Raw genomic sequence first — 18,107 nt, 5'->3', positions numbered from 1 at the left:
GAGTTGAAGAGGGGGCGCTCATGGGGCGGGCGGCTGGAAGAAGCTCGCCTGCAGGGTGTCGACCCGGCGCGGCAGCAGCTTCTCGGCGAAGAAGGCATCGGCGATGCGCTGCTGCTCGCCGACGCCGGCGGCCACCACCGGGCGGACCTGGTAGCTGCGCCGCGCGTTGGCCTGCTCGATGGTGGCCACGTCCAGCCCCCAGACCGGCGCCAGCAGTTCGGCCGCCTCGCGCGGGTTCTGCTTGACCCACCGGCCGGCCTTGCCGAGTGCTGCATAGATGACGCCCAGCACGTCCGGGCGGGCCTGCGCGAACTTCGTCGAGGCCAGGTAGTAGCGCTGGTAGGAGGCGATGCCGGTGCCATCGGCGAGCACGCGCACGCCGGCCTGGCGCTGCGCCGCCGCGAAGAACGGGTCCCAGGTCACCCAGGCGTCGATCGCGCCTTTCTCGAAGGCTGCGCGGCCGTCGGCCGGCGTGAGGTAGGCGGTCTCGACTTCCTTCAGCGGAATGCCGGCCTTGTCGAGCGCGGCCAGCAGCAGGTAGTGGCCGCCCGAGCCCTTGGCGACGCCGATCTTCCGGCCCTTCAGGTCGCCCAGCGACCGGATCGGCGAATCGGCCCGCACCACGATCGCCTGCGCGGTCGGCGACGGCGCCTCCTGGGCCACGAAGCTGAGTTGCGCGCCGGCGGCCTGCGCGAACACGGGCACCGTGTCGGCCACGTCGGCGCTGAAGTCGAGGTTGTCGAGGTTCAGCGCCTCGAGCAGCGGCAGGCCGCTGGTGAACTCGTGCCAGCTCAGCTTGACGCCGAGCGGCGCGAGTTCCTTCTCAAGCACGCCCTGCGCCTTGAGCACCGCGATCAGGGTCGATGACTTCTGGTAGCCGATGCGCACCACGGCGCTGTTCTGGGCCAGCGCGACGGTGCCGCTCAGGGCGAAGGCGGCGACGAGCGCGACGCTGCGAAGGATGCGATGGATGTGCATGGTCTCGGGGTCCTTGCCGGTTTCACCAGGAATGCGCGAAGACCGGCAGGCCGGGCGCCCGCGCGCTGGCGCCGATGCGCCGCAGGATGCGCACGGGCACGTGGCCGTGCGGCGCCCGCCGGGCCACCGCGCGCGGCGAGGCCGGGGCGATGCGCCACGCGGTGGCCGTGCGCGCGATCACGGCGCGGGCCTGCTCGGCGGGGGTCGAAGGGGCGAGCTGCGTCATCGGAAGACTCGGTTCGGATTCAGGGCTTCGCCACCACGACCGCGTCGCTGATCCGGATGGCCTTGGGAATCAATTTCAGGTCGAAGAAGGTGTCGGCGATCTTTTGCTGGTCCGCCGCCACGGCCGGCGTGATCGGCTTGACGTTGAACTCGTAGCGCTGCAGCGCGAGCTCGACCACGTCGACCGGCAGCCCCTGCAGCGGCGCGATCAGCTCGGCCGCCTGCCGCAGGTTCTTCTTGAGCCAGATGCCCTGGGAGACCGAATCCTCGAACAGCGCTTCGATGACCTTCGGGTTCTTGCCGACGAAGCCGCGCTCGCCCAGGTAGTACTGGTAGTTGTTCACCACGTCCGGCGCGCCGTCGGCCAGCACGCGGGCCCCGGTGGCTTTCTCCGCGGCGGCCTGGAACGGGTCCCAGATCACCCAGGCATCGACGTTCTTGCTCTCGAAGGCGGCACGGCCGTCGGCCGGCGCCAGATAGACGGGCTGGATGTCGGTCGGCTTGAGCCCATTCTTTTCGAGCTGCTTCACCAGCAGGTAGTGCACGTTGCTGCCCTTGTTCAGCGCGACCTTCTTGCCCTTGAGATCGGCCACCGAACGGATCGGCGAATCCTTCGTCACCAGGATGGCCTCGGCCCGCGGCGCGGCCGGGTCGAAGCCGAAGTAGACGAACCTGGCGCCCGCGGCCTGGGCGAAGATCGGCGGCGCCTCGCCGACGTAGCCGACGTCGACCGCGCCGACGTTCAGGCCTTCGAGCAATTGCGGTCCGGCCGGGAACTCGACCCACTTGACGCCGAAGCCCAGCGGCGCGAGCTTCTTCTCCAGGCTGCCCTGGGCCTTCTGCAGCACGAACAGGCTGGCCGACTTCTGGTAGCCGATGCGAAGCTCGCCCCTGGCCTGCTGTGCATGGGCGCCCGTGACCACCAGAAAGCTGGCGATCAATGCCAGCGCCAAGGCCACCAGCGCGCCGAGCGCCAGTGCGCGCAGGGTCTGCCAGATGGAGACGCCGGAGGGATCGAGTTCGAAGTCTTCGGTGAGGGTGGGCAGCATCAAGGGCGTCCGGTCTTTTGTTCTTGGAGGCGCGATTGTCGAAAAGGGCAGGCAGAAGGGGAACGACCGATTCGTCAGTTGGATATAGCCAAATCAACCATCCCCGCGCGCCGCCCGAGATCAGGTGGCCCTCGCCAGGGGCGCATAAGCATCGAAGCAATCGGTCTTTGGCAGCCGCGCCGGACCGGCGTAAAAGCGCCCACCATGACCTCCACCCGCCAGCTCAGGCTGGGCGCCTTCATGCGCCCCGTCAGCATCCACACCGGCGCCTGGCGCTATCCGGGCGCCTTCGCCGACGCCAACTTCAATTTCGCGCACCTGCGGCGTTTCGCGCAGACGCTGGAGCGCGCGCGCTTCGACGCCTTCTTCATGGCCGACCACCTGGCGCTCCTCAACATGCCGATGGAGGCACTCCAGCGCAGCCACACCGTCAGCTCCTTCGAGCCGTTCACGCTGTTGTCGGCGCTGAGCCAGGCCACCCGGCACATCGGACTGGTCGCCACTGCCTCCACCACCTTCGACGAGCCCTTCCATGTCGCGCGCCGCTTCGCGTCGCTCGACCATCTCAGCGAAGGGCGCGCCGGCTGGAACATCGTGACCACTTCCAACCCCGACGCGGCGCTCAACTTCGGCCTCGAGGACCACATGCCGCACGACGAGCGCTACGCCCGGGCACGCGAGTTCCACGATGTCGTGACCGGGCTGTGGGACAGCTGGGCCGACGACGCCTTCGTGCGCGATGCGGCCAGCGGACAGTACTTCGATCCGCAGCGGCTGCACACCCTGAACCACAAGGGCAAGTACTTCTCGGTGCGCGGCCCGCTGCACATCGCGCGGCCGGTGCAGGGCTGGCCGGTGATCGTGCAGGCCGGTGCCTCGGAGCCCGGCCGCCAGCTGGCGGCCGAAACCGCCGAGGTGATCTTCGCGGCCCACGGCACGCTGGACGAGGGGCGCGCCTTCTACGCCGACGTCAAGGGCCGGCTCGCGGCGCTGGGCCGCGAGCGCGACCACCTCAAGATCCTGCCGGCCGCCTTCGTCGTGGTGGGCGACACGGTGGCAGAAGCCCGCGCCCAGCGCGCCCGGCTCGACAGCCTGGTGCATGCGCACAGCGCCATCGCCTCGCTGTCGGTCGCCCTCGGCCACGACGTCTCCGGCTTCGACCTCGACCAGCCGCTGCCCGAGGTGCCCGAGACCAACGCCAGCCGGAGCAGCCGCGAGCGCGTGATCGCGCTGGCGCGGCGCGAGGGCCTCACGGTGCGCCAGCTGGCCCAGCGCCTGGGTGGCTATGGCGGACTGGCTTTCGTCGGCACTGCGCAGACGATTGCCGACGAGATGCAGGAGTGGCTGGAGCGCGAAGGCGCGGACGGCTTCAACATCATGTTTCCATGGCTGCCGGGCGGGCTCGACGCCTTCGCCGACAAGGTGGTGCCGGAACTGCAGCGGCGCGGCATCTTCCGGCGCGAATACGAAGGCCGCACCCTGCGCGAGAACCTCGGGCTGCCGCGGCCGCCGAACCGCTTCTTTCCGGCGTGAGGGCAAGGCCCTCAGATCATTCGCTTATTTGAAATCAACGATTCATTCGTTCGGGATTCAGGACGGCAAACGCACAATCGGCCGCCGAGTGCCATCGGGCACTTCTTTCTTGCTTGCTTGCCTGGACGCCATGAATTTCCAACAGTTGCGCTCCGTGCGCGAAGCCGTGCGCTGCGGCTTCAACCTCACCGAAGCAGCCCATGCGCTGCATACCTCGCAGCCGGGCGTCAGCCGCCAGATCCGTGAACTGGAAGACGAACTGGGCATCGCGCTGTTCGCTCGCGCCGGCAAGCGGCTGACCGGACTGACGGCGCCCGGGGATCACCTGCTGCCGATCATCGAACGCATGCTGCTGGAGAGCCACAACCTGCGCCAGGCCGGACAGGAGTTTCTGGCCCAGGACGAGGGCTTGCTGTCGATCGCCGCCACCCACTCGCAGGCCCGCTACGCCTTGCCGGTGGCGGTGCAGGAGTTCAGGGGCCGGTTTCCCAACGTGCAGCTGCACCTGCGGCAGGGCTCGCCCAAGCAGGTCGCGCAGATGCTGCTGGACGGCGAGGCCGACGTCGGCATCGCGACCGAGGCGCTCAGCGACTATCCGCAGCTGGTCGCCCTGCCGAGCTTTCGCTGGACCCATTCGATCATCGCGCCGCCCGGGCATCCCCTGCTCGACGGCCCGCTGAGCCTGGAGCGGCTGGCGGCCTATCCGCTGGTCACCTACGACAGCGGCTTCACCGGCCGCACGCGCATCGACAAGGCCTTCGCCGATGCCGGCCTGAAGCCCAACCTGGCCATCACCGCCATGGATGCCGACGTCATCAAGACCTACGTGGAACTCGGCCTGGGCATCGGGATCGTCGCCGGCATCGCCTTCGAAACCGAGCGCGACACCCGCTTGCGCGCCGTCGATGCGGGCCGCTTGTTCGGGATCAACCTGACCAAGGTGGCGGTGCGGCGTGGCACCTATCTGCGGGCCTACGTCTACGCCTTCATCGAGGCCTTCTCCCCCACCCTGTCGCGCGCGGCGGTGGAAGAAGCACTCGGAAACCGTGCGGCCGACGAGGGCGAGGCCGTTCCGGAATCGGCGCTGGAGCAGCTGCTGGCGCACGCCCAGCACTGACCCGACAGGTCGGCGCGGCGGCGCGCCGAGGCGGCTCAGGCCAGCGAGAGCACGGACACGGCCGCGGCGCCCCTGGCGCGCTGGCGCAGCACCGGCAGCGCGCGTTCGACCGCCAGGTCGATGCGTGCCTGCAGCGAGGCGCTGGCGACACGGTAGTCGTCGAACTCCTTGTCGGTCGCATAGACCCCGATCGGCAGCGTGTGCGCCTGGAAGAAGCTAAACAGCGGGCGCAGCTGATGGTCGATGGCGAGCGCATGCCGGTCGCTGCCGCCGGTGGCGGCGAGCAGCACCGGGACGTCGATCAGCGACTCGTGATGGACGAAATCGAACAGGTGCTTGAAGAGGCCCGTGTAGGAGCCCCGGTAGATCGGACTCGCCACCAGCAGGAGGTCGGCGGTCTCGATGTCGCGCAGATGCGATTCGACCTCGGCCGGCAGATGCTTGCGCTGCAGCACGCTGCCGAACTTGGGCACGATGTCGCCGAGCTGGATCAGGCGCGCTTCGGCCGGAAGCGCGTCGGTGAGTCCTTCGAGCAGCTGCTCGACCAATGCCAGCGTGCGGGACGGGCGCTGCAGGCCGCCGGAGACGGCGACGATCTTGAGTTTGTGGGCCATGACAGGGGGAGCTCGCGCTGCGCGAAGTTGTTGGATATCCGACTGTGCCGCCAACGCGCGCGTTCCAGCCCTGCCGGGCTAGAAGCATTTCAGCTATTCATATGAGGAAAACTCTGGAGCGCTATGGCCTGCGCGACGGCCGCTGGTCGAGCAGGAAGCGCCCGAAGAAGGCGGCGAGTTCGTCGTGTGCGTCGAGCGGGAGCACGTTCGAGACGTACTGGTCGGGACGCACGACCACCATCGCACCCTGCGCACGGTCGATGCCGCGCAGGTCGAAGATGTCGGGGCCGTTCCGGAGGTCGGGGCAGTAGGCCTTCTCGTAGTCGACGAGGCCGAAGCAGCCCTTGCGCGGCAGCAGGATCGACGGCAGCGCCTCCACCTTGAGCGCGAGGTGCCCCTGCTGGAAGACCGCGCGCACGTCGATGACGCTGTCGATGTCGACATCGGCCCCGGCGGGCGTGAAGCGGCGGATCGGCGAAGCCGCCGAATCCGCCAGGAAGGCCATGAGCTCGCGCAGGCGCCGGCCGGCCGCATCGGCGAACGCATAGAGGCGCCAGGCGCCATCGGCGCGGGCGGCATGGCCGAGCTGGACCGGCTTGGCATCGGCCAGGCGCACGACCGGGGCCGAGTGGAAGCGCATGCCGATCGTGAAGCCGCGCGCGAGGTCCTGGTGGGTGGCCTCGGCCGTCAGCGCCGTCGTCGGCGTGTAGTGCGTCGCGACGCCGGCCGTGTAGCGGCCGGACTTCACGAAGTAGGCCTGAAGCTCCTGCGGATCGACACCGCCGAGTTCCGGATGGTCCGGATCCAACGGCTGCGAGGCCATGATCTTCGACCACTCCTTGTCGAAGTCGATCAGCCGCTGCGCGATCGCATGGCGCTCGACGTTGTAGGTGCGCAGCAGTTCCGCGCCGGCGCGTCCCTCGAGCACCGCGGCGAGCTTCCAGCCCAGGTTGAAGGCGTCCTGCATCGAGACGTTCATGCCCTGGCCGGCCTTCGCGCTATGAGTGTGGCAGGCATCGCCGGCGATGAAGACGCGCGGCAGGCGCGCGCCGGCCTGGTCCGCGGGCACATCGTCGAAGCGGTCGGTGACGCGCTGGCCCACCTGGTACACCGCGAACCACACCACCCGCTTGACGTCGAGCGAGTACGGGTGCAGCACGCGCTGGGCGGTCGCGATGACCTTCTCCTGGGTAAAGTCCCTGATGGCCTCGCGATGGTCCGGGTCGATGTCGCCGAGGTCGACATAGAGCCGCACCATGTAGCCGCCCTCGCGCGGGATGAGCAGGATGTTGCCCTCGTCCGCGGACTGGATGGCGGCCTTGAGCCGGATGTCCGGGAAGTCGGTCACGGCCAGCATGTCGACGACGCCCCAGGCATGGTTGGCGAAGTCGCCGTGCGGCATGGCGCCGATCGATTGGCGCACCCCGCTGCGCGCGCCGTCGCAGCCCACCACGTAGCGCGCGCGGACCGTGGTCTCGGCGCCCTTGGCGACGTCGCGCAAGGTCACGACGACCGGGTGCTCGCCCTCGGGCTCCACCGTCAGGGCGACGAATTCCAGTCCGTAGCTGGCCTCGAGCCGGGTCGGCGACATGCGCATGTGGTCGAGCAGGTACTGCTGCAGCCGGGCCTGGTTGACGATCAGGTGCGGAAACTCGGACAGGCCGTCCTCGGTGTCCTGCACCCGGCCGGTGCGCTCGATGCGCGTGCGGTCCTGCTTCGACGGCCGCCAGAAGACGGTCTCGTTGACCCAGTAGGCCTCGCGGATGAGCTTCTGCGCCAGACCGAAGGCCTCGAACATCTCGACCGTGCGGCAGGCGATGCCGTCGGCCTGGCCGACCTTGAGCGGGCCGTCGCGGCGCTCGACCAGCCGGGTGCTGATGCGCGGGAAGTTCGACAGCTGAGCCGCCAGCAAGGCCCCTGCGGGCCCGCTGCCGACGATGAGGACGTCGACGCTGTCGGGGAGCGCCTCTTTGATGATGTCGGGGTCGCCGGGAGCGTAGCCATTCAGGTAGAACTGCATGTTGCCTCCGTTGTGGGTCTTGCGCATGGGTCTCGGGCTGCTCGCTCCGATGAGGACCATTGTTCTTCGGCGCGCGCAGGCGCACCCTCGATGCACTGGCACTTGGCATCAGGGTTTTCCCTTCTTCCGAGGCGCTGCGCAGCGGTGCGGGCAGCGGCGGAAGATCGGCACCCGCACGGGATCGGGCCCAGGGCGTCGCGCCGATGACGAAGATCGGGATCGTCGATGTGTCGGATCGGAAGCCGTCGCCGCCTTGTCGGCGGCCGGCGCGCCCGGGTCGGCGCGGCCCTGGCCTTCGGCGCGGCTCAGCCGCGCGCCAGGTAGTGTTCCGTGAGCATGGCCCAGTAGGCCGCGCCGATGGGCAGGTTGCTGTCGTTGAAGTCGTAGCCCGGGTTGTGGACCATGCAGCCGCCGTGCTCGCCGCCGCGCCCGTTGCCGATCATCAGGTAGCAGCCGGGCCGCTTCTCGAGCATGAAGGCGAAGTCCTCGCTGCCGGTCACCGGCGGCGCCTGGAGCTCCACGTGCGCATCGCCCACCAGCTGGCGGCCGATGGCGCGCGCGAACTCGGTCTCTTCCAGCGTGTTCACCAGCACCGCGTAGCCTGGGCGGAAGTCGATCTCGGCGCGCACGCCGAAGCTCTCCGCCTGCGCCTGCACCACCGCCTTCAGCCGCTGCTCGAGCAGCACGCGGGTCTCGCGCGTGAGCGCGCGCATGCTGATTTCGAGGGTGGCGGTCTGCGGGATCACGTTGTTGGCCTTGCCGCTGTGGATCGCCCCCACGGTGACGATGGCGGTCTGCTGCGGATCGGCATTGCGGGAGACCAGCGTCTGCAAGGCCATCACGATGCTGGCGGCGGCCACGATCGGATCGCGCGTGTGCTGCGGCATGGCGCCGTGGCCGCCCACGCCGTGCAAGGTGACCGTGGCGTAGTCGGACGAGGCCATGGTCGGCCCGTCGCGGAAGGCCAGGTCGCCCTGGCGCCGGCCGGGCATGTTGTGCATCGCGAAGATGGCATCGCAGGGGTAGTTCTCGAACAGGCCGTCGTCCATCATGCGCACGGCACCGCCCATGCCTTCCTCGGCCGGCTGGAAGATCAAGTTGAGCGTGCCGGAGAAGTCGCCTTCGGTCGCCAGGTACTGGGCGGCGCCGAGCAGCATGGCCGTGTGGCCGTCGTGCCCGCAGGCGTGCATGATGCCGGGCCGCCGGCTGCTGTAGGCCAGGCCGGTCTTCTCCTCGATCGGCAGCGCGTCCATGTCGGCGCGGATGCCCACGCTCTTGCCGCCGCTGCCGCGCCGCAGCCGGCCGACCACGCCGGTGCCGCCCACGCCGCGCTGGACCTCGTAGCCCCACTGCTGCAGGCGCTCCGCCACCAGCGCGCTGGTGCCGTGCTCCTCGAAGCCCAGTTCGGGGTTCTGGTGAATGGTCTGCCGCACGGTGACGAATTCCGGGGCGTGGTCGCGCATGTATTGCAGGTAGTGTTCGGGACTCTTGGGCACAGGCTTTCCTTTGGTTCGGGTTCAGGGACGCAGGGACATCGTGGCGGGCAGCCGGGTCCACGGCAGGTCGGCCGGGTCGGCCGCCATCGGGCCCGCCGCCTTGGCCACCAGGATGTGGCTGGCGATGGGGGCGAAATCGGCGCGGAAGTGCACCGAGCTCTTGTTGATCAGGAGCTTCATCGACTCGGGCGCGATGCCCAGGAAGCGGAACAGCTCCCGGTCCAGCATCTGGGTCTTGCGGCTGCACACGCCGACCAGCACGCCCTGCACCTCCAGGCAGGCGCTCGGACCGAGCCGCACTTCGCCGCCCATGCCCATCGGGCCCTTGAGCGTGACCTGTCCGTCGGCGAGCCGGCGCACGGTGGCGCGCGCCGTCACCGGCGCATCGCTGTGCCGCCCGCCCCAGGTGGGCACGCTGCGGCCGAGCCGGACCTCGATCTGCGCGCCCTCGCCGGCCGCGTGGGCCTGGGCGGCGGCTTCGGGGTCGGCCAGCAGGCCGATCGCCACCTGGCCCGGGAAGCGCTCCCCGGCGCCGGCGGCCAGCAGCGCGTGCAGCATGCCGGTGGTGTTGCTGTCGCCGCCCGCGCCCGGGTTGTCCTGGGTGTCGGCGATCACGACCGGCTGGTCTGCGCCGGCGGCAAGCGCCAGCGCCTCGCGCACCGCCGCCTCGGGCGTCTTCAGGTCCAGGCGCCATTGGCTGCGGGGCTGGTCCACGCGCGCGAAGAGCGCGTCGACGGCCGTCGCCGCCGCCTCGCCATGGGCCCAGATCACCGGGCCGCATTCGGCGATGTCGGCGGCGGGAAAGCCCATCGCGAAGCTCAGCACGCTGCCATGCGTCGCGTCGAGCCGAAGGAGCTCGTCGTACACCGCGTCGGCCGGCGCCGTCATGGTGCTCTGGGCATTGAGCGGCAACAGGAAGTCCAGCCGCCGCACGGCCAGCGGCTCGCGCGCGCCGCGTTCGAGCCGGCGGGCCAGCAGCGTCGCCGCCAGGGCGCCGGTGTCCTTCATGTCGACGTGCGGGTAGGTGCGGTAGGCGGCCAGCGCATCGGCCAGCGCCAGCATCCGGGCCGTGACGTTGGCATGCAGGTCCAGGCTGGCGACGATCGGCACTTGCGGGCCCACCAGGGCGCGCACGCGGGCCAGCAGTTCGCCCTCGGGATCGTCCAGGTGCTCGGCCACGGCCGCGCCGTGCAGGTCGAGGTAGACCGCGTCCACGCCCGGTCCGGCCAGCGCGGCCCGCAGGTCCTCGTCGATGTCGCCGGCGATGCGCTCGAAGGCATCGCGCGTGACGTGCGCGGAGGGATTGGCACCGGCCCAGCCCGAGGCGATGAGCGACCAGCCCCGGGCCTCGGCCTCGACGATGAAGCCGCCGATGGGAATGGCCTTGCCCCGGTAGGCCTCGACGATCTCGGGGCCGCGCCGATAGGGCGGAAAGCCCGAGCCCGCCTGGAAGGCGGCCCAGTCGGCCAGGGTGGGGGCGAAGGTGTTGGTTTCGTGCTGGAAACCGGCGATGAAGACGTTCATGGATCGACCTTGGAGATCAGCGGGGTTCGGGCCAGGGCGCCTGCGGTCCGCGCACCGACTCGTAGAAATGGGCCATCTGCAGCACGCCCAGATCGTCGAAACGACGTCCGACGATCTGCAGGCCGATCGGCAGTCCCGAGGCCGAGTGCCCGCAGCGGATGGACGCCGCCGGCTGGCCGGACTGGTTGAAGGGCACCGTGAAATGGGAGTCGCGCGTGGACATCTCCGCATCGCTGCCGGTCGACGCCGCCGCGAAGGGCAGCACCGGCGAGACCGGCGACAGCACGAAGTCGTACGGCTGCGTGGCCGCCGCCGTGGCCGCCTGCATCGCCTGCATCCGCGTGAAGGCGCGGAAGGTGTCTTCCGGTGTCAACGAGGCCGCGAACCCGGCCGCTGCGTGGATATAGGCGGCTGCCTTCCTGGCTCGCTCGGGCGGCAGGGCGGCCAGGTCGACGCGGCAGCGCATCGTGAAGAAGTGCACCAGCCCCAGTTGCATCTCGTCGGTGCTCCAGTCCTTCAGCGGCTCGACGATGGCGCCGGCCGCCTCGAAGCAGCGCGCCGCCGCCTGCACCGCGGCGAGGATCTCCGGGTCCACCTGCCAGTCCGACGCCGGCGGTTCGACCCACAGGCCGATGCGCAGGCCGGCGGGCCCGCGGGCCAGGCGCTGCCAGGCGACGTCCTGCGGCGGCAGGCCGAGGTAGTCGCGCGGATCGGGGCGCGAGACGACCTGCATGAGCAGCGCGGCATCGGCCACGGTGCGGGTCATCGGCCCGATCACCCGGGCGGGCGCGGGCGGGTCGACCGGCACCCGGCCATGGCTGGGCTTGAGCCCGAACACGCCGCAGAAGCTGGCGGGGATGCGCACCGAGCCGCCGATGTCGGTGCCCAGGTGCAGCGGCCCGTAGCCGGCGGCCGCCGCGGCGCCGGCGCCCGAACTGGAGCCGCCGGTGCTGTGCGCCGTGTTCCAGGGGTTGCGCGTCAGGGCGTGGAAGCTCGACGGCGCAGCGCCGAGGAAGCCGAAGTCCGGCATGGTGGTCTTCGTCACGATGACGGCGCCCGCCTCGCGCACCCGGGCCGCCGCCGGCGCGTCGTCGGCGGCGGGCTTGAGCTCGGTGGCGGCGCTGCCCAGCGGCACCGGGGTGCCGCGGGTGGCGATGTTCTCCTTCAGCGTGATCGGCACCCCATCGAGATCGCCTTGCGGCGCGCCCTTCGCCCAACGCTGCTCGGAGGCCCGGGCGGCCTGCAGCGCGCCCTGGGCGTCGAGGGCATAGGTGGCGCGGATGTGCGGCTCCCACAGCCCGATGCGGTCGAGCACGGACTGCACCACCTCCACCGGCGACAGGGACCGGTCGCGGTAGCGGGCCAGCAGCTCGACGGCAGACAGTTCGAAGAGGCGGGTCGAGGACATGAGTACAGCTCCTTTCTTGCGCGAACTCAACCCCGGCCGAAGGCAAAGCCCCGCCCGGGCGCGGCGGCCAGCAGGGCGCGGGTGTAGTCCTCGCGTGGCGAGAGCAGCACGTCGCGCGCCGGGCCCTGCTCGACGATAACGCCCTGCCGCATCACGATCACCCGGTCGCAGATCTGGCTGGCCACGCGCAGGTCGTGCGTGATGAACAGGATGCCGACGCCGGTCTGCTGCTGGATCTCGTCCAGCAGCTTCAGGATCTGCGCCTGCACCGAGACATCGAGCGCCGACACCGCCTCGTCGGCGATCAGCAGCTTGGGCTCGCAGGCCAGCGAGCGCGCGATGCAGATGCGCTGGCGCTGCCCGCCGGAGAACTCGCTCGGGTAGCGGCGAAGGGCCGCGGGCTGGAGCCGCACCAGGTGCATCAGCGCCTCGGCCCGCTGCCAGGCCACGTCGTAGGGCACGCCGAAGTTCAGGGGCCCCTCGATGATCGAAGCACCGACCGTCTGGCGCGGGTTGAGCGAGCGGTAGGGGTCCTGGAAAATCACCTGCACGTCGCGCCGGAAGGGCGACAGCAGGCGCCCGCGCAGGTGGGCCACGGAACGGCCGTTGGCATGGATCTCACCGGCGGTCGGATCGATCAGCCGCGCGATGCAGCGCGCCAGCGTCGACTTGCCCGAGCCCGATTCGCCCACGATGCCCACGGTCTCCTTCGGCCGCACCACCAGCGACGCTTCCTTGACGGCCTGCACTTCGCGCCGCTTTCCGGGCCAGCTGCCGCTGACGTAGGTCTTGACGATGCCACGCGCGTCCAGCAGCGGGAAGTTGTCGGTGATGGGCGGCCGCGGATGCACCTCCAGTTCGGGCACGGCGGCCAGCAGCATCTTCGTGTAGGGGTCGCGCGGCTGCGTGAGCACCGTGCGCGCGGCGCCGCGCTCGATCATCCGGCCCAGCTGCAGCACCACGACCTGGTCCGCGATCTCGGCCACGACGCCGAAATCGTGGGTGATGAACAGCACCGCCGTGCCGTTCTCGGTCTGCAGCTCGCGGATCAGCTTCAGGATCTCGGCCTGCGTGGTCACGTCCAGCGCGGTGGTCGGCTCGTCGCAGATCAGCAGCGCCGGCTTGAGGATCAGCGCGATGGCGATCACGATGCGCTGGCGCTGGCCGCCCGACAGCTGGTGCGGATACGAATCGTAGATGCGCTGCGGCTCGGGCAGCCGCACGCGCACCATGATGTCGAGGATGGCTTCGCGGCGTCGCGCCCGGTCCATCCGCACGTGTTCGCTGAGCATCTCGTCGATCTGCTGGCCGCAGGTCATGACCGGGTTCAGCGCGGTCATCGGCTCCTGGAACACCATCGCCATGGTCGGCCCGCGCAGCGCGCGGAACTCGGCCTGCGAGGCGCCGACCAGCTCGCGGCCGTGCAGCTGGATCGACCCCGCCACCGGCACCAGGCCGGGCGGCAGCAGGCCCATCACGGCGCCGGCGAGCACCGACTTGCCCGAGCCCGATTCGCCCAGCAGGCAGACGATCTGCCCCGGCGGCACGTCGAAGCTGATCTGCGCCACCGCGTGCGCACGGTCGCCCCCGCGCGGCAAGGCCACGGCCAGGTCGCGCACCGACAACACCGGCCGGGCGGCGCTCGCGCCGGCGGCCTCCACCACTTCCATCTCGACAGTCATGTCCATGTGGCTACTCCGCGCGCTTGTTGAACTTGGGGTCGAGCGTGTCGCGCAGACCGTCGCCCAGGATGTTGACGGCCAGCACGGTGACGGCCAGGAAGATGCCCGGGAAGAGCACGTTGTGCGGGTACTGGTTGAACTGGGCCCGGCCCTCGGCCATGATGTTGCCCCAGGTGGCCATCTCGGCCGGCAGGCCGACGCCCAGGAACGACAGGATGGCCTCCACCAGGATCGCCGAGGCGCACACGTAGGTGCCCTGGATGATCAGCGGCGCGATCGCGTTCGGCATGATGTGCTTCGCCAGCACCCTCCAGGTGGGCGTGTCGAGCGCGATCGCGGCTTCGACATAGGGCTCCTCGCGCACGCTCAGCACCACCGAGCGCACCAGCCGGGCCACGCGCGGGATCTCCGGCACGGCGATGGCGAACACCACGGTGGCCAGCGTGCCGCCGAAGAGCGCCACCAGGCTGACCGCGAACAGGATGCCGGGGATCGCCATCACGCCGTCCATGAGCCGCATGGCGATGCCGTCGAGGCGGCGGAAGTAGCCGGCCAGCAGGCCCACCACCAGTCCGGCCGCCAGCGCGGCCGCGGCCGCCGCGAGGCCCACCGTGATCGAGACCCGCGCGCCGTAGAGCGTACGGCTCCAGATGTCGCGGCCCAGGCTGTCGGTGCCCATCACGAACCGGTGATTCTCGATCACGTCGCCCGAGAGGTTGTTGAAGTCGCCCCGGCTGCCGGGCATCAGGTTGCCGCTGCCGGGGTCCATGGCGGTGGGGTCGATGGTGCCGAGCCAGGGCGCGGCGGCGGCCATCGCCACCAGCAGCACCAGGGCGCAGCCGCCGAAGCGCACGGCGCCGTTGGCCAGCACGCGGCGCCACAACGGCTTGCGCCGGGGCGCGGGCGGCGCGCCGGCGGAGGGATCGATGGCGTCGGGGTCGAGGATGGCGGGGGTCATGGGCGGTTCTCAGTAACGGATGCGGGGGTCGAAGACCAGGTAGCTCAGGTCCACCAGCAGGTTGACCAGCACGTAGATCACCGAGAAGAACAGCGTGATGCCCTGGATCAGCGGGAAGTCGCGCGAGAGCACGGCGTCCACCGTGAGCGATCCCAGCCCGGGAATCGCGAACACCGACTCGGTGACCACCACCCCGCCGATCAGCAGCGCGATGCCGATGCCGATGACCGTGACGATGGGCACCGCCGCATTGGTCAGTGCGTGGCGCATCAGCACCCGCACTTCCGGGATGCCCTTGGCGCGCGCGGTGCGGATGTAGTCCTCGGTCAGTGCCTCGGCCACCGCCGCCCGCGTGACGCGCGCGATCAGCGCCACGTAGATCACCGACAGCGCCACCGCCGGCATGACGAGATTGCGCAGCCAGGGCCAGAATCCGTCGGCGATGCGGTTGTAGCCCTGCACCGGCAGCCATTGCAGCTGGAGGGCGAACAACCAGATCAGCAGGTAGCCGACCACGAACACCGGCACCGAGAAGCCCAGGGCCGAAAACCCCATCAGCGTGCGGTCCAGCCAGCCGCCGTGGCGCCATGCCGCCAGCACCCCCAGCGGCACCGCGATCAGCAGCGTGAGCAGCAGCGTCACGCCGGCCAGCGCCAGGGTCGGCTCGATGCGCTGGCCGATCAGCTCGACCACCGGCTTCTTCATGAAGAAGGACTCGCCCAGGTTGCCCTGCAGCAGCTGCGCGCTCCAGCGGCCGAACTGCACCGGCAGCGAGTCGGTCAGGCCGAGGTTCTTGCGCACCTGCGCCAGGTTCTCGGTGGTGGCGTTGTCGCCCACGATGGCGGCCGCCGGATCGCCCGGGGCCAGCCGCGTCATCAGGAAGACGATCAGCGCCACCACCACCAGCACCGGCAGGGTGGCGACGATGCGCCGCAGCAGGAAGGCGATCATGGTCAGTTCTTCCGGATGCCCCAGAGCACGCCCACCGGACCCGTGACGAGGCCCGAGACGACGCCCTTGCGATAGGCGGTCAGCGGCTTGTACTCGCCGACCGGCGCGAACACCGCCGCGTCGTACACGCGCTCCTGGATCTTGGTGGCGAGCGCCTTGCGCTGGGCCTCGTCGCTGGTCTTGAGGAACTCGCCCTTGAGCCGTTCGAGTTCGTCGTCGGTGGTCCAGCCGAACCAGCCCTTCTCGCCGTTGCCGGTCATCGGCGCGAAGAACATCGGATTGATGTTGTCGGCCAGGCCCCAGCCGGTGATGAAGGCGTTCCAGCCGCCCTCGCTGGCGGGCTTCTTGACCGCGCGGCGGGTGACCAGGGTGGGCCAGTCCATCGACTGCAGGTCGACGTTGAAGCCCGCCTGCTTGAGCAGCGCCGCCATCACCGGCGGGAACTTGTTGATGGCCGGGAAGTTGGCCGGATACAGGAAGACGATCGGCTCGCCCTTGTAGCCGGCCTCCTTCAGCAGCGCCTTGGCCTTCTCGAACTGCGGCTTGCCGGTGAAGTAGGAGGTCTTGGTCGAGTGGTAGAGGGTGCCTGCCGGGTAGATGGAGGGGTTGGCGGCGTACAGCTCCTTGTGCACCATCTGGGCGCGCAGCAGCGCCTCCTGGTTCATCGCCATGAGGGCGGCCTGCGCGATCTTCACGTTGTTGAAGGGCGGCACCAGGCGGTTCAGGTGCAGGGCGTAAGAACCCGTGGGCACCGGGCTGGCCAGCTCGATCCGGGGGTCGTCCCTGAGCGCCTGGTACTGTTCCGAGGGCACCCACTCGATCATGTCCACCTCGCCGTTGGCCAGGGCGTTGGCCTGGGTCTGCGCGTCGTTGAGCACCACCCACTCCATGCGGTCGACGTTGACCACCTTGCCGCCCGCGGTGCCGCTGGCGGCTTCCTTGCGCGGCAGGTACTTGCTGTTCTTGACATAGACGATCTTCTCGCCCGGACGGTATTCGTCGGCCTTGAAGATGTACGGCCCCGAGCCGATGGTGCTGCTGATCTGCTGGTCGGCCGGCGTCTCGGCCACCGCCTTGGGCATGATGAAGGGCGGGTTGGACGAGGGCTTGGACAGCGCCTCCAGCACCATCCCGAAGGGCTCCTTGAAGCTCATGACGAAGGTCTTGTCGTTCTTCGCCTCCATGCTGCCGAGCGCGGCCATCATCTTCTGGCCCAGCCCGTCGCGCTGGCCCCAGCGCTTGATCGACTGGATGACGTCGGCCGAGGTGACCGGCTTGCCGTCATGGAAGGCCAGGCCGTCGCGCAGCGTGAAGGTCCAGGTGCTGCCGTCGGCGCTGCGGTTGTAGTCGCCCACCATCTGCGGCTGCACCTTGCCCTGCGCATCGACGCCGAAGAGGGTGTCATACACGGCGTAGCCGTGGTTGCGCGTGATGAAGGCGGTGGTCCAGATCGGGTCGAGGATCTTCAGGTCGGACTGCGGCACGATGCGCAGCACCTTGTCCTCGGCCTGGGCGAGCGGCGCGAGGCCAGCGAGGGCGGCGCCAAGCAGGACGGCGGCCAGAGACTTCTTGAACATGGATCAACTCCTGGTGAATGAAGAAAGAAAAGAAAAGCGATGGCGGGCCAGGGCCTTCAGCCGATGAAGCGCCGGGCGTCGAGCGCATCGCGCTCGACCTGGGCGGTCAGGCGCGCGAGGCAGCTGTCGAACAGTGCGAGTTCCGATTCGCTCAGCACGCGCAGCAGGGAGCGCTCCATCTTCCGGCCCAGCCGGTTGCACTGCTGCACCGTGCTGCGGCCCGCCTCGGTCAGATGCAGATGGACCCAGCGGGCGTCCTGCGCGCCGATCTCGCGCAGCAGCAGCTGGCGCCGGACCAGCGCGGTGACCAGCTTGGACACCAGCGTCTTCTCCAACCGGCTGGCCGCCACCACCTCGCCCTGCGTGATGCCCGGCGTGGCATGCGCCAGCCGCAGCACCCGCAGTTCGCGCAGGCTGACGCCATGGGCCTGCTCGTAGACCTCGGTGGCCAGCTGCTTGGCCTGGTCGTTGAAGACGTCGATCCGGAAGGTGAGGAAATCGGCAAGGCCCGCCATGTGCTGCTCCGTTGGATGTGCGATCAGGTGCGTCCGGCAACAGTTGCCGTTCGCAACTGTTGGACGAACAAACAGCAGCAAGCGTGCCAAGGCGTCCGCACCATCAGCGTGCGTTGCAGGCGCAACGGAAGCGGGAACCAGGAAGAAGCGACAGCGACACAATGACCTCGACAAAGGGTGCGCGGGCGCGCCATGGCGCAGCCCTCATCCCTCGCCGTCCCTTGTGCCTGAGAGATTCACCGCCCGCGCCCCGTGCGCCTGCGGCTTGCCCCTTCGGCGGCTGGCCCGGATGCCCGGGGCAGCGCTCTCCAGCGTTTTCGTGCATCCAGTCCTGGAACCTGAGCGTTCGTGGGAACTCGCCTTCGGTAATGCACCGTCTTTGTTCATGGACGGCGCATTTCTCCTGGATGCGGCTTCATCGTTGCAGGTTGCGTGCCAAGGCGGCGGGCCAGCGGCGCGC

The 18,107-nt window shown here is 69.7% G+C and carries 15 protein-coding genes and 1 riboswitch; of the genes, 2 read left to right on the top strand and 13 right to left on the bottom strand.

Annotation, left to right across the window (positions count from 1 at the left end):
* Positions 1-18: 18 nt before the first annotated feature.
* From QTI33_RS24200 to QTI33_RS24190, 3 genes are read right to left on the bottom strand one after another with little or no spacing between them, the layout of a single operon-like run.
* Positions 19-978, bottom strand: coding sequence for an aliphatic sulfonate ABC transporter substrate-binding protein (locus QTI33_RS24200; protein ID WP_286508905.1), 960 nt, complete (start codon positions 976-978; stop codon positions 19-21).
* Positions 979-1,000: 22 nt separating this feature from the next.
* Positions 1,001-1,204 carry a hypothetical protein gene (locus QTI33_RS24195; RefSeq protein WP_286508904.1) on the bottom strand — a complete coding sequence of 68 codons (204 nt, stop codon included), beginning with the start codon at positions 1,202-1,204 and terminating at the stop codon, positions 1,001-1,003.
* 19 nt (positions 1,205-1,223) lie between these two features.
* Positions 1,224-2,252, bottom strand: coding sequence for a sulfonate ABC transporter substrate-binding protein (locus QTI33_RS24190; RefSeq protein ID WP_286508903.1), 1,029 nt, complete (start codon positions 2,250-2,252; stop codon positions 1,224-1,226).
* Between the two features lie 204 nt (positions 2,253-2,456).
* Between QTI33_RS24190 and QTI33_RS24185 the strand changes: the two genes are divergently transcribed.
* A complete protein-coding gene (locus QTI33_RS24185) occupies positions 2,457-3,785 on the top strand; it encodes an LLM class flavin-dependent oxidoreductase (protein ID WP_286508902.1) in 1,329 nt (442 codons plus the stop codon).
* A gap of 130 nt (positions 3,786-3,915) precedes the next feature.
* Entirely contained in the window at positions 3,916-4,902 is a 987-nt protein-coding gene (locus QTI33_RS24180; RefSeq protein ID WP_286508901.1) for a CysB family HTH-type transcriptional regulator, read from the top strand.
* 35 nt (positions 4,903-4,937) lie between these two features.
* Here QTI33_RS24180 and msuE read toward each other — a convergent pair whose 3' ends face one another.
* The 10 genes from msuE to QTI33_RS24130 all read right to left on the bottom strand — a co-directional run bounded on the left by msuE (position 4,938) and on the right by QTI33_RS24130 (position 17,647).
* Positions 4,938-5,516: an FMN reductase gene (gene msuE, locus QTI33_RS24175; RefSeq protein ID WP_286508900.1), complete on the bottom strand. Its 579-nt coding sequence runs from the start codon at positions 5,514-5,516 to the stop codon at positions 4,938-4,940.
* Between the two features lie 121 nt (positions 5,517-5,637).
* A complete protein-coding gene (locus QTI33_RS24170; protein ID WP_286508965.1) occupies positions 5,638-7,536 on the bottom strand; it encodes an FAD-binding monooxygenase in 1,899 nt (632 codons plus the stop codon).
* Positions 7,537-7,841: 305 nt separating this feature from the next.
* A complete protein-coding gene (locus tag QTI33_RS24165) occupies positions 7,842-8,999 on the bottom strand; it encodes a M20 aminoacylase family protein (RefSeq protein WP_286508964.1) in 1,158 nt (385 codons plus the stop codon).
* A gap of 54 nt (positions 9,000-9,053) precedes the next feature.
* Complete coding sequence (locus tag QTI33_RS24160) at positions 9,054-10,556, bottom strand: M81 family metallopeptidase (RefSeq protein WP_286508899.1); 1,503 nt, start codon at positions 10,554-10,556, stop codon at positions 9,054-9,056.
* A 16-nt stretch (positions 10,557-10,572) separates the two neighbouring features.
* Complete coding sequence (locus QTI33_RS24155; protein WP_286508898.1) at positions 10,573-11,964, bottom strand: amidase; 1,392 nt, start codon at positions 11,962-11,964, stop codon at positions 10,573-10,575.
* Positions 11,965-11,990: 26 nt separating this feature from the next.
* The gene (locus QTI33_RS24150) at positions 11,991-13,652 is read right to left on the bottom strand and encodes a dipeptide ABC transporter ATP-binding protein (RefSeq protein ID WP_286508897.1); all 1,662 of its coding nucleotides are present in this window, start codon (positions 13,650-13,652) and stop codon (positions 11,991-11,993) included.
* A 4-nt stretch (positions 13,653-13,656) separates the two neighbouring features.
* Positions 13,657-14,604 (bottom strand): ABC transporter permease, encoded by a 948-nt coding sequence (locus QTI33_RS24145; RefSeq protein ID WP_286508896.1) that lies wholly within the window; start codon positions 14,602-14,604, stop codon positions 13,657-13,659.
* Positions 14,605-14,613: 9 nt separating this feature from the next.
* Complete coding sequence (locus QTI33_RS24140) at positions 14,614-15,555, bottom strand: ABC transporter permease (RefSeq protein ID WP_286508895.1); 942 nt, start codon at positions 15,553-15,555, stop codon at positions 14,614-14,616.
* 2 nt (positions 15,556-15,557) lie between these two features.
* Entirely contained in the window at positions 15,558-17,132 is a 1,575-nt protein-coding gene (locus QTI33_RS24135) for an ABC transporter substrate-binding protein (RefSeq protein WP_286508894.1), read from the bottom strand.
* A gap of 56 nt (positions 17,133-17,188) precedes the next feature.
* On the bottom strand, positions 17,189-17,647 hold the full coding sequence (locus QTI33_RS24130) for a MarR family winged helix-turn-helix transcriptional regulator (protein ID WP_286508893.1): 459 nt from the start codon (positions 17,645-17,647) through the stop codon (positions 17,189-17,191).
* A gap of 316 nt (positions 17,648-17,963) precedes the next feature.
* A riboswitch (glycine riboswitch) is annotated at positions 17,964-18,063 on the bottom strand.
* Between the last annotated feature and the right edge of the window lie 44 nt (positions 18,064-18,107).

The sequence above is a fragment of the Variovorax davisae genome (assembly GCF_030316845.1).
Taxonomy (GTDB): Bacteria; Pseudomonadota; Gammaproteobacteria; order Burkholderiales; family Burkholderiaceae_C; genus Variovorax; species Variovorax davisae.
The sequence above is the reverse complement of the archived record's forward strand: the minus strand, read 5'-3'. Positions and strand labels throughout refer to the sequence as shown.

Excerpts from the sequence above, each read along its gene's own strand:
- QTI33_RS24130 (WP_286508893.1), bottom strand. The coding sequence starts at position 17,647 with ATGGCGGGCCTTGCCGATTTCCTCACCTTCCGGATCGACGTCTTCAAC.
- QTI33_RS24180 (WP_286508901.1), top strand. The coding sequence starts at position 3,916 with ATGAATTTCCAACAGTTGCGCTCCGTGCGCGAAGCCGTGCGCTGCGGC.
- QTI33_RS24185 (WP_286508902.1), top strand. The coding sequence starts at position 2,457 with ATGACCTCCACCCGCCAGCTCAGGCTGGGCGCCTTCATGCGCCCCGTC.
- QTI33_RS24135 (WP_286508894.1), bottom strand. The coding sequence starts at position 17,132 with ATGTTCAAGAAGTCTCTGGCCGCCGTCCTGCTTGGCGCCGCCCTCGCT.
- QTI33_RS24195 (WP_286508904.1), bottom strand. The coding sequence starts at position 1,204 with ATGACGCAGCTCGCCCCTTCGACCCCCGCCGAGCAGGCCCGCGCCGTG.
- msuE (WP_286508900.1), bottom strand. The coding sequence starts at position 5,516 with ATGGCCCACAAACTCAAGATCGTCGCCGTCTCCGGCGGCCTGCAGCGC.
- QTI33_RS24150 (WP_286508897.1), bottom strand. The coding sequence starts at position 13,652 with ATGGACATGACTGTCGAGATGGAAGTGGTGGAGGCCGCCGGCGCGAGC.
- QTI33_RS24170 (WP_286508965.1), bottom strand. The coding sequence starts at position 7,536 with ATGCAGTTCTACCTGAATGGCTACGCTCCCGGCGACCCCGACATCATC.
- QTI33_RS24190 (WP_286508903.1), bottom strand. The coding sequence starts at position 2,252 with ATGCTGCCCACCCTCACCGAAGACTTCGAACTCGATCCCTCCGGCGTC.
- QTI33_RS24155 (WP_286508898.1), bottom strand. The coding sequence starts at position 11,964 with ATGTCCTCGACCCGCCTCTTCGAACTGTCTGCCGTCGAGCTGCTGGCC.
- QTI33_RS24200 (WP_286508905.1), bottom strand. The coding sequence starts at position 978 with ATGCACATCCATCGCATCCTTCGCAGCGTCGCGCTCGTCGCCGCCTTC.
- QTI33_RS24145 (WP_286508896.1), bottom strand. The coding sequence starts at position 14,604 with ATGACCCCCGCCATCCTCGACCCCGACGCCATCGATCCCTCCGCCGGC.
- QTI33_RS24160 (WP_286508899.1), bottom strand. The coding sequence starts at position 10,556 with ATGAACGTCTTCATCGCCGGTTTCCAGCACGAAACCAACACCTTCGCC.
- QTI33_RS24165 (WP_286508964.1), bottom strand. The coding sequence starts at position 8,999 with ATGCGCGACCACGCCCCGGAATTCGTCACCGTGCGGCAGACCATTCAC.
- QTI33_RS24140 (WP_286508895.1), bottom strand. The coding sequence starts at position 15,555 with ATGATCGCCTTCCTGCTGCGGCGCATCGTCGCCACCCTGCCGGTGCTG.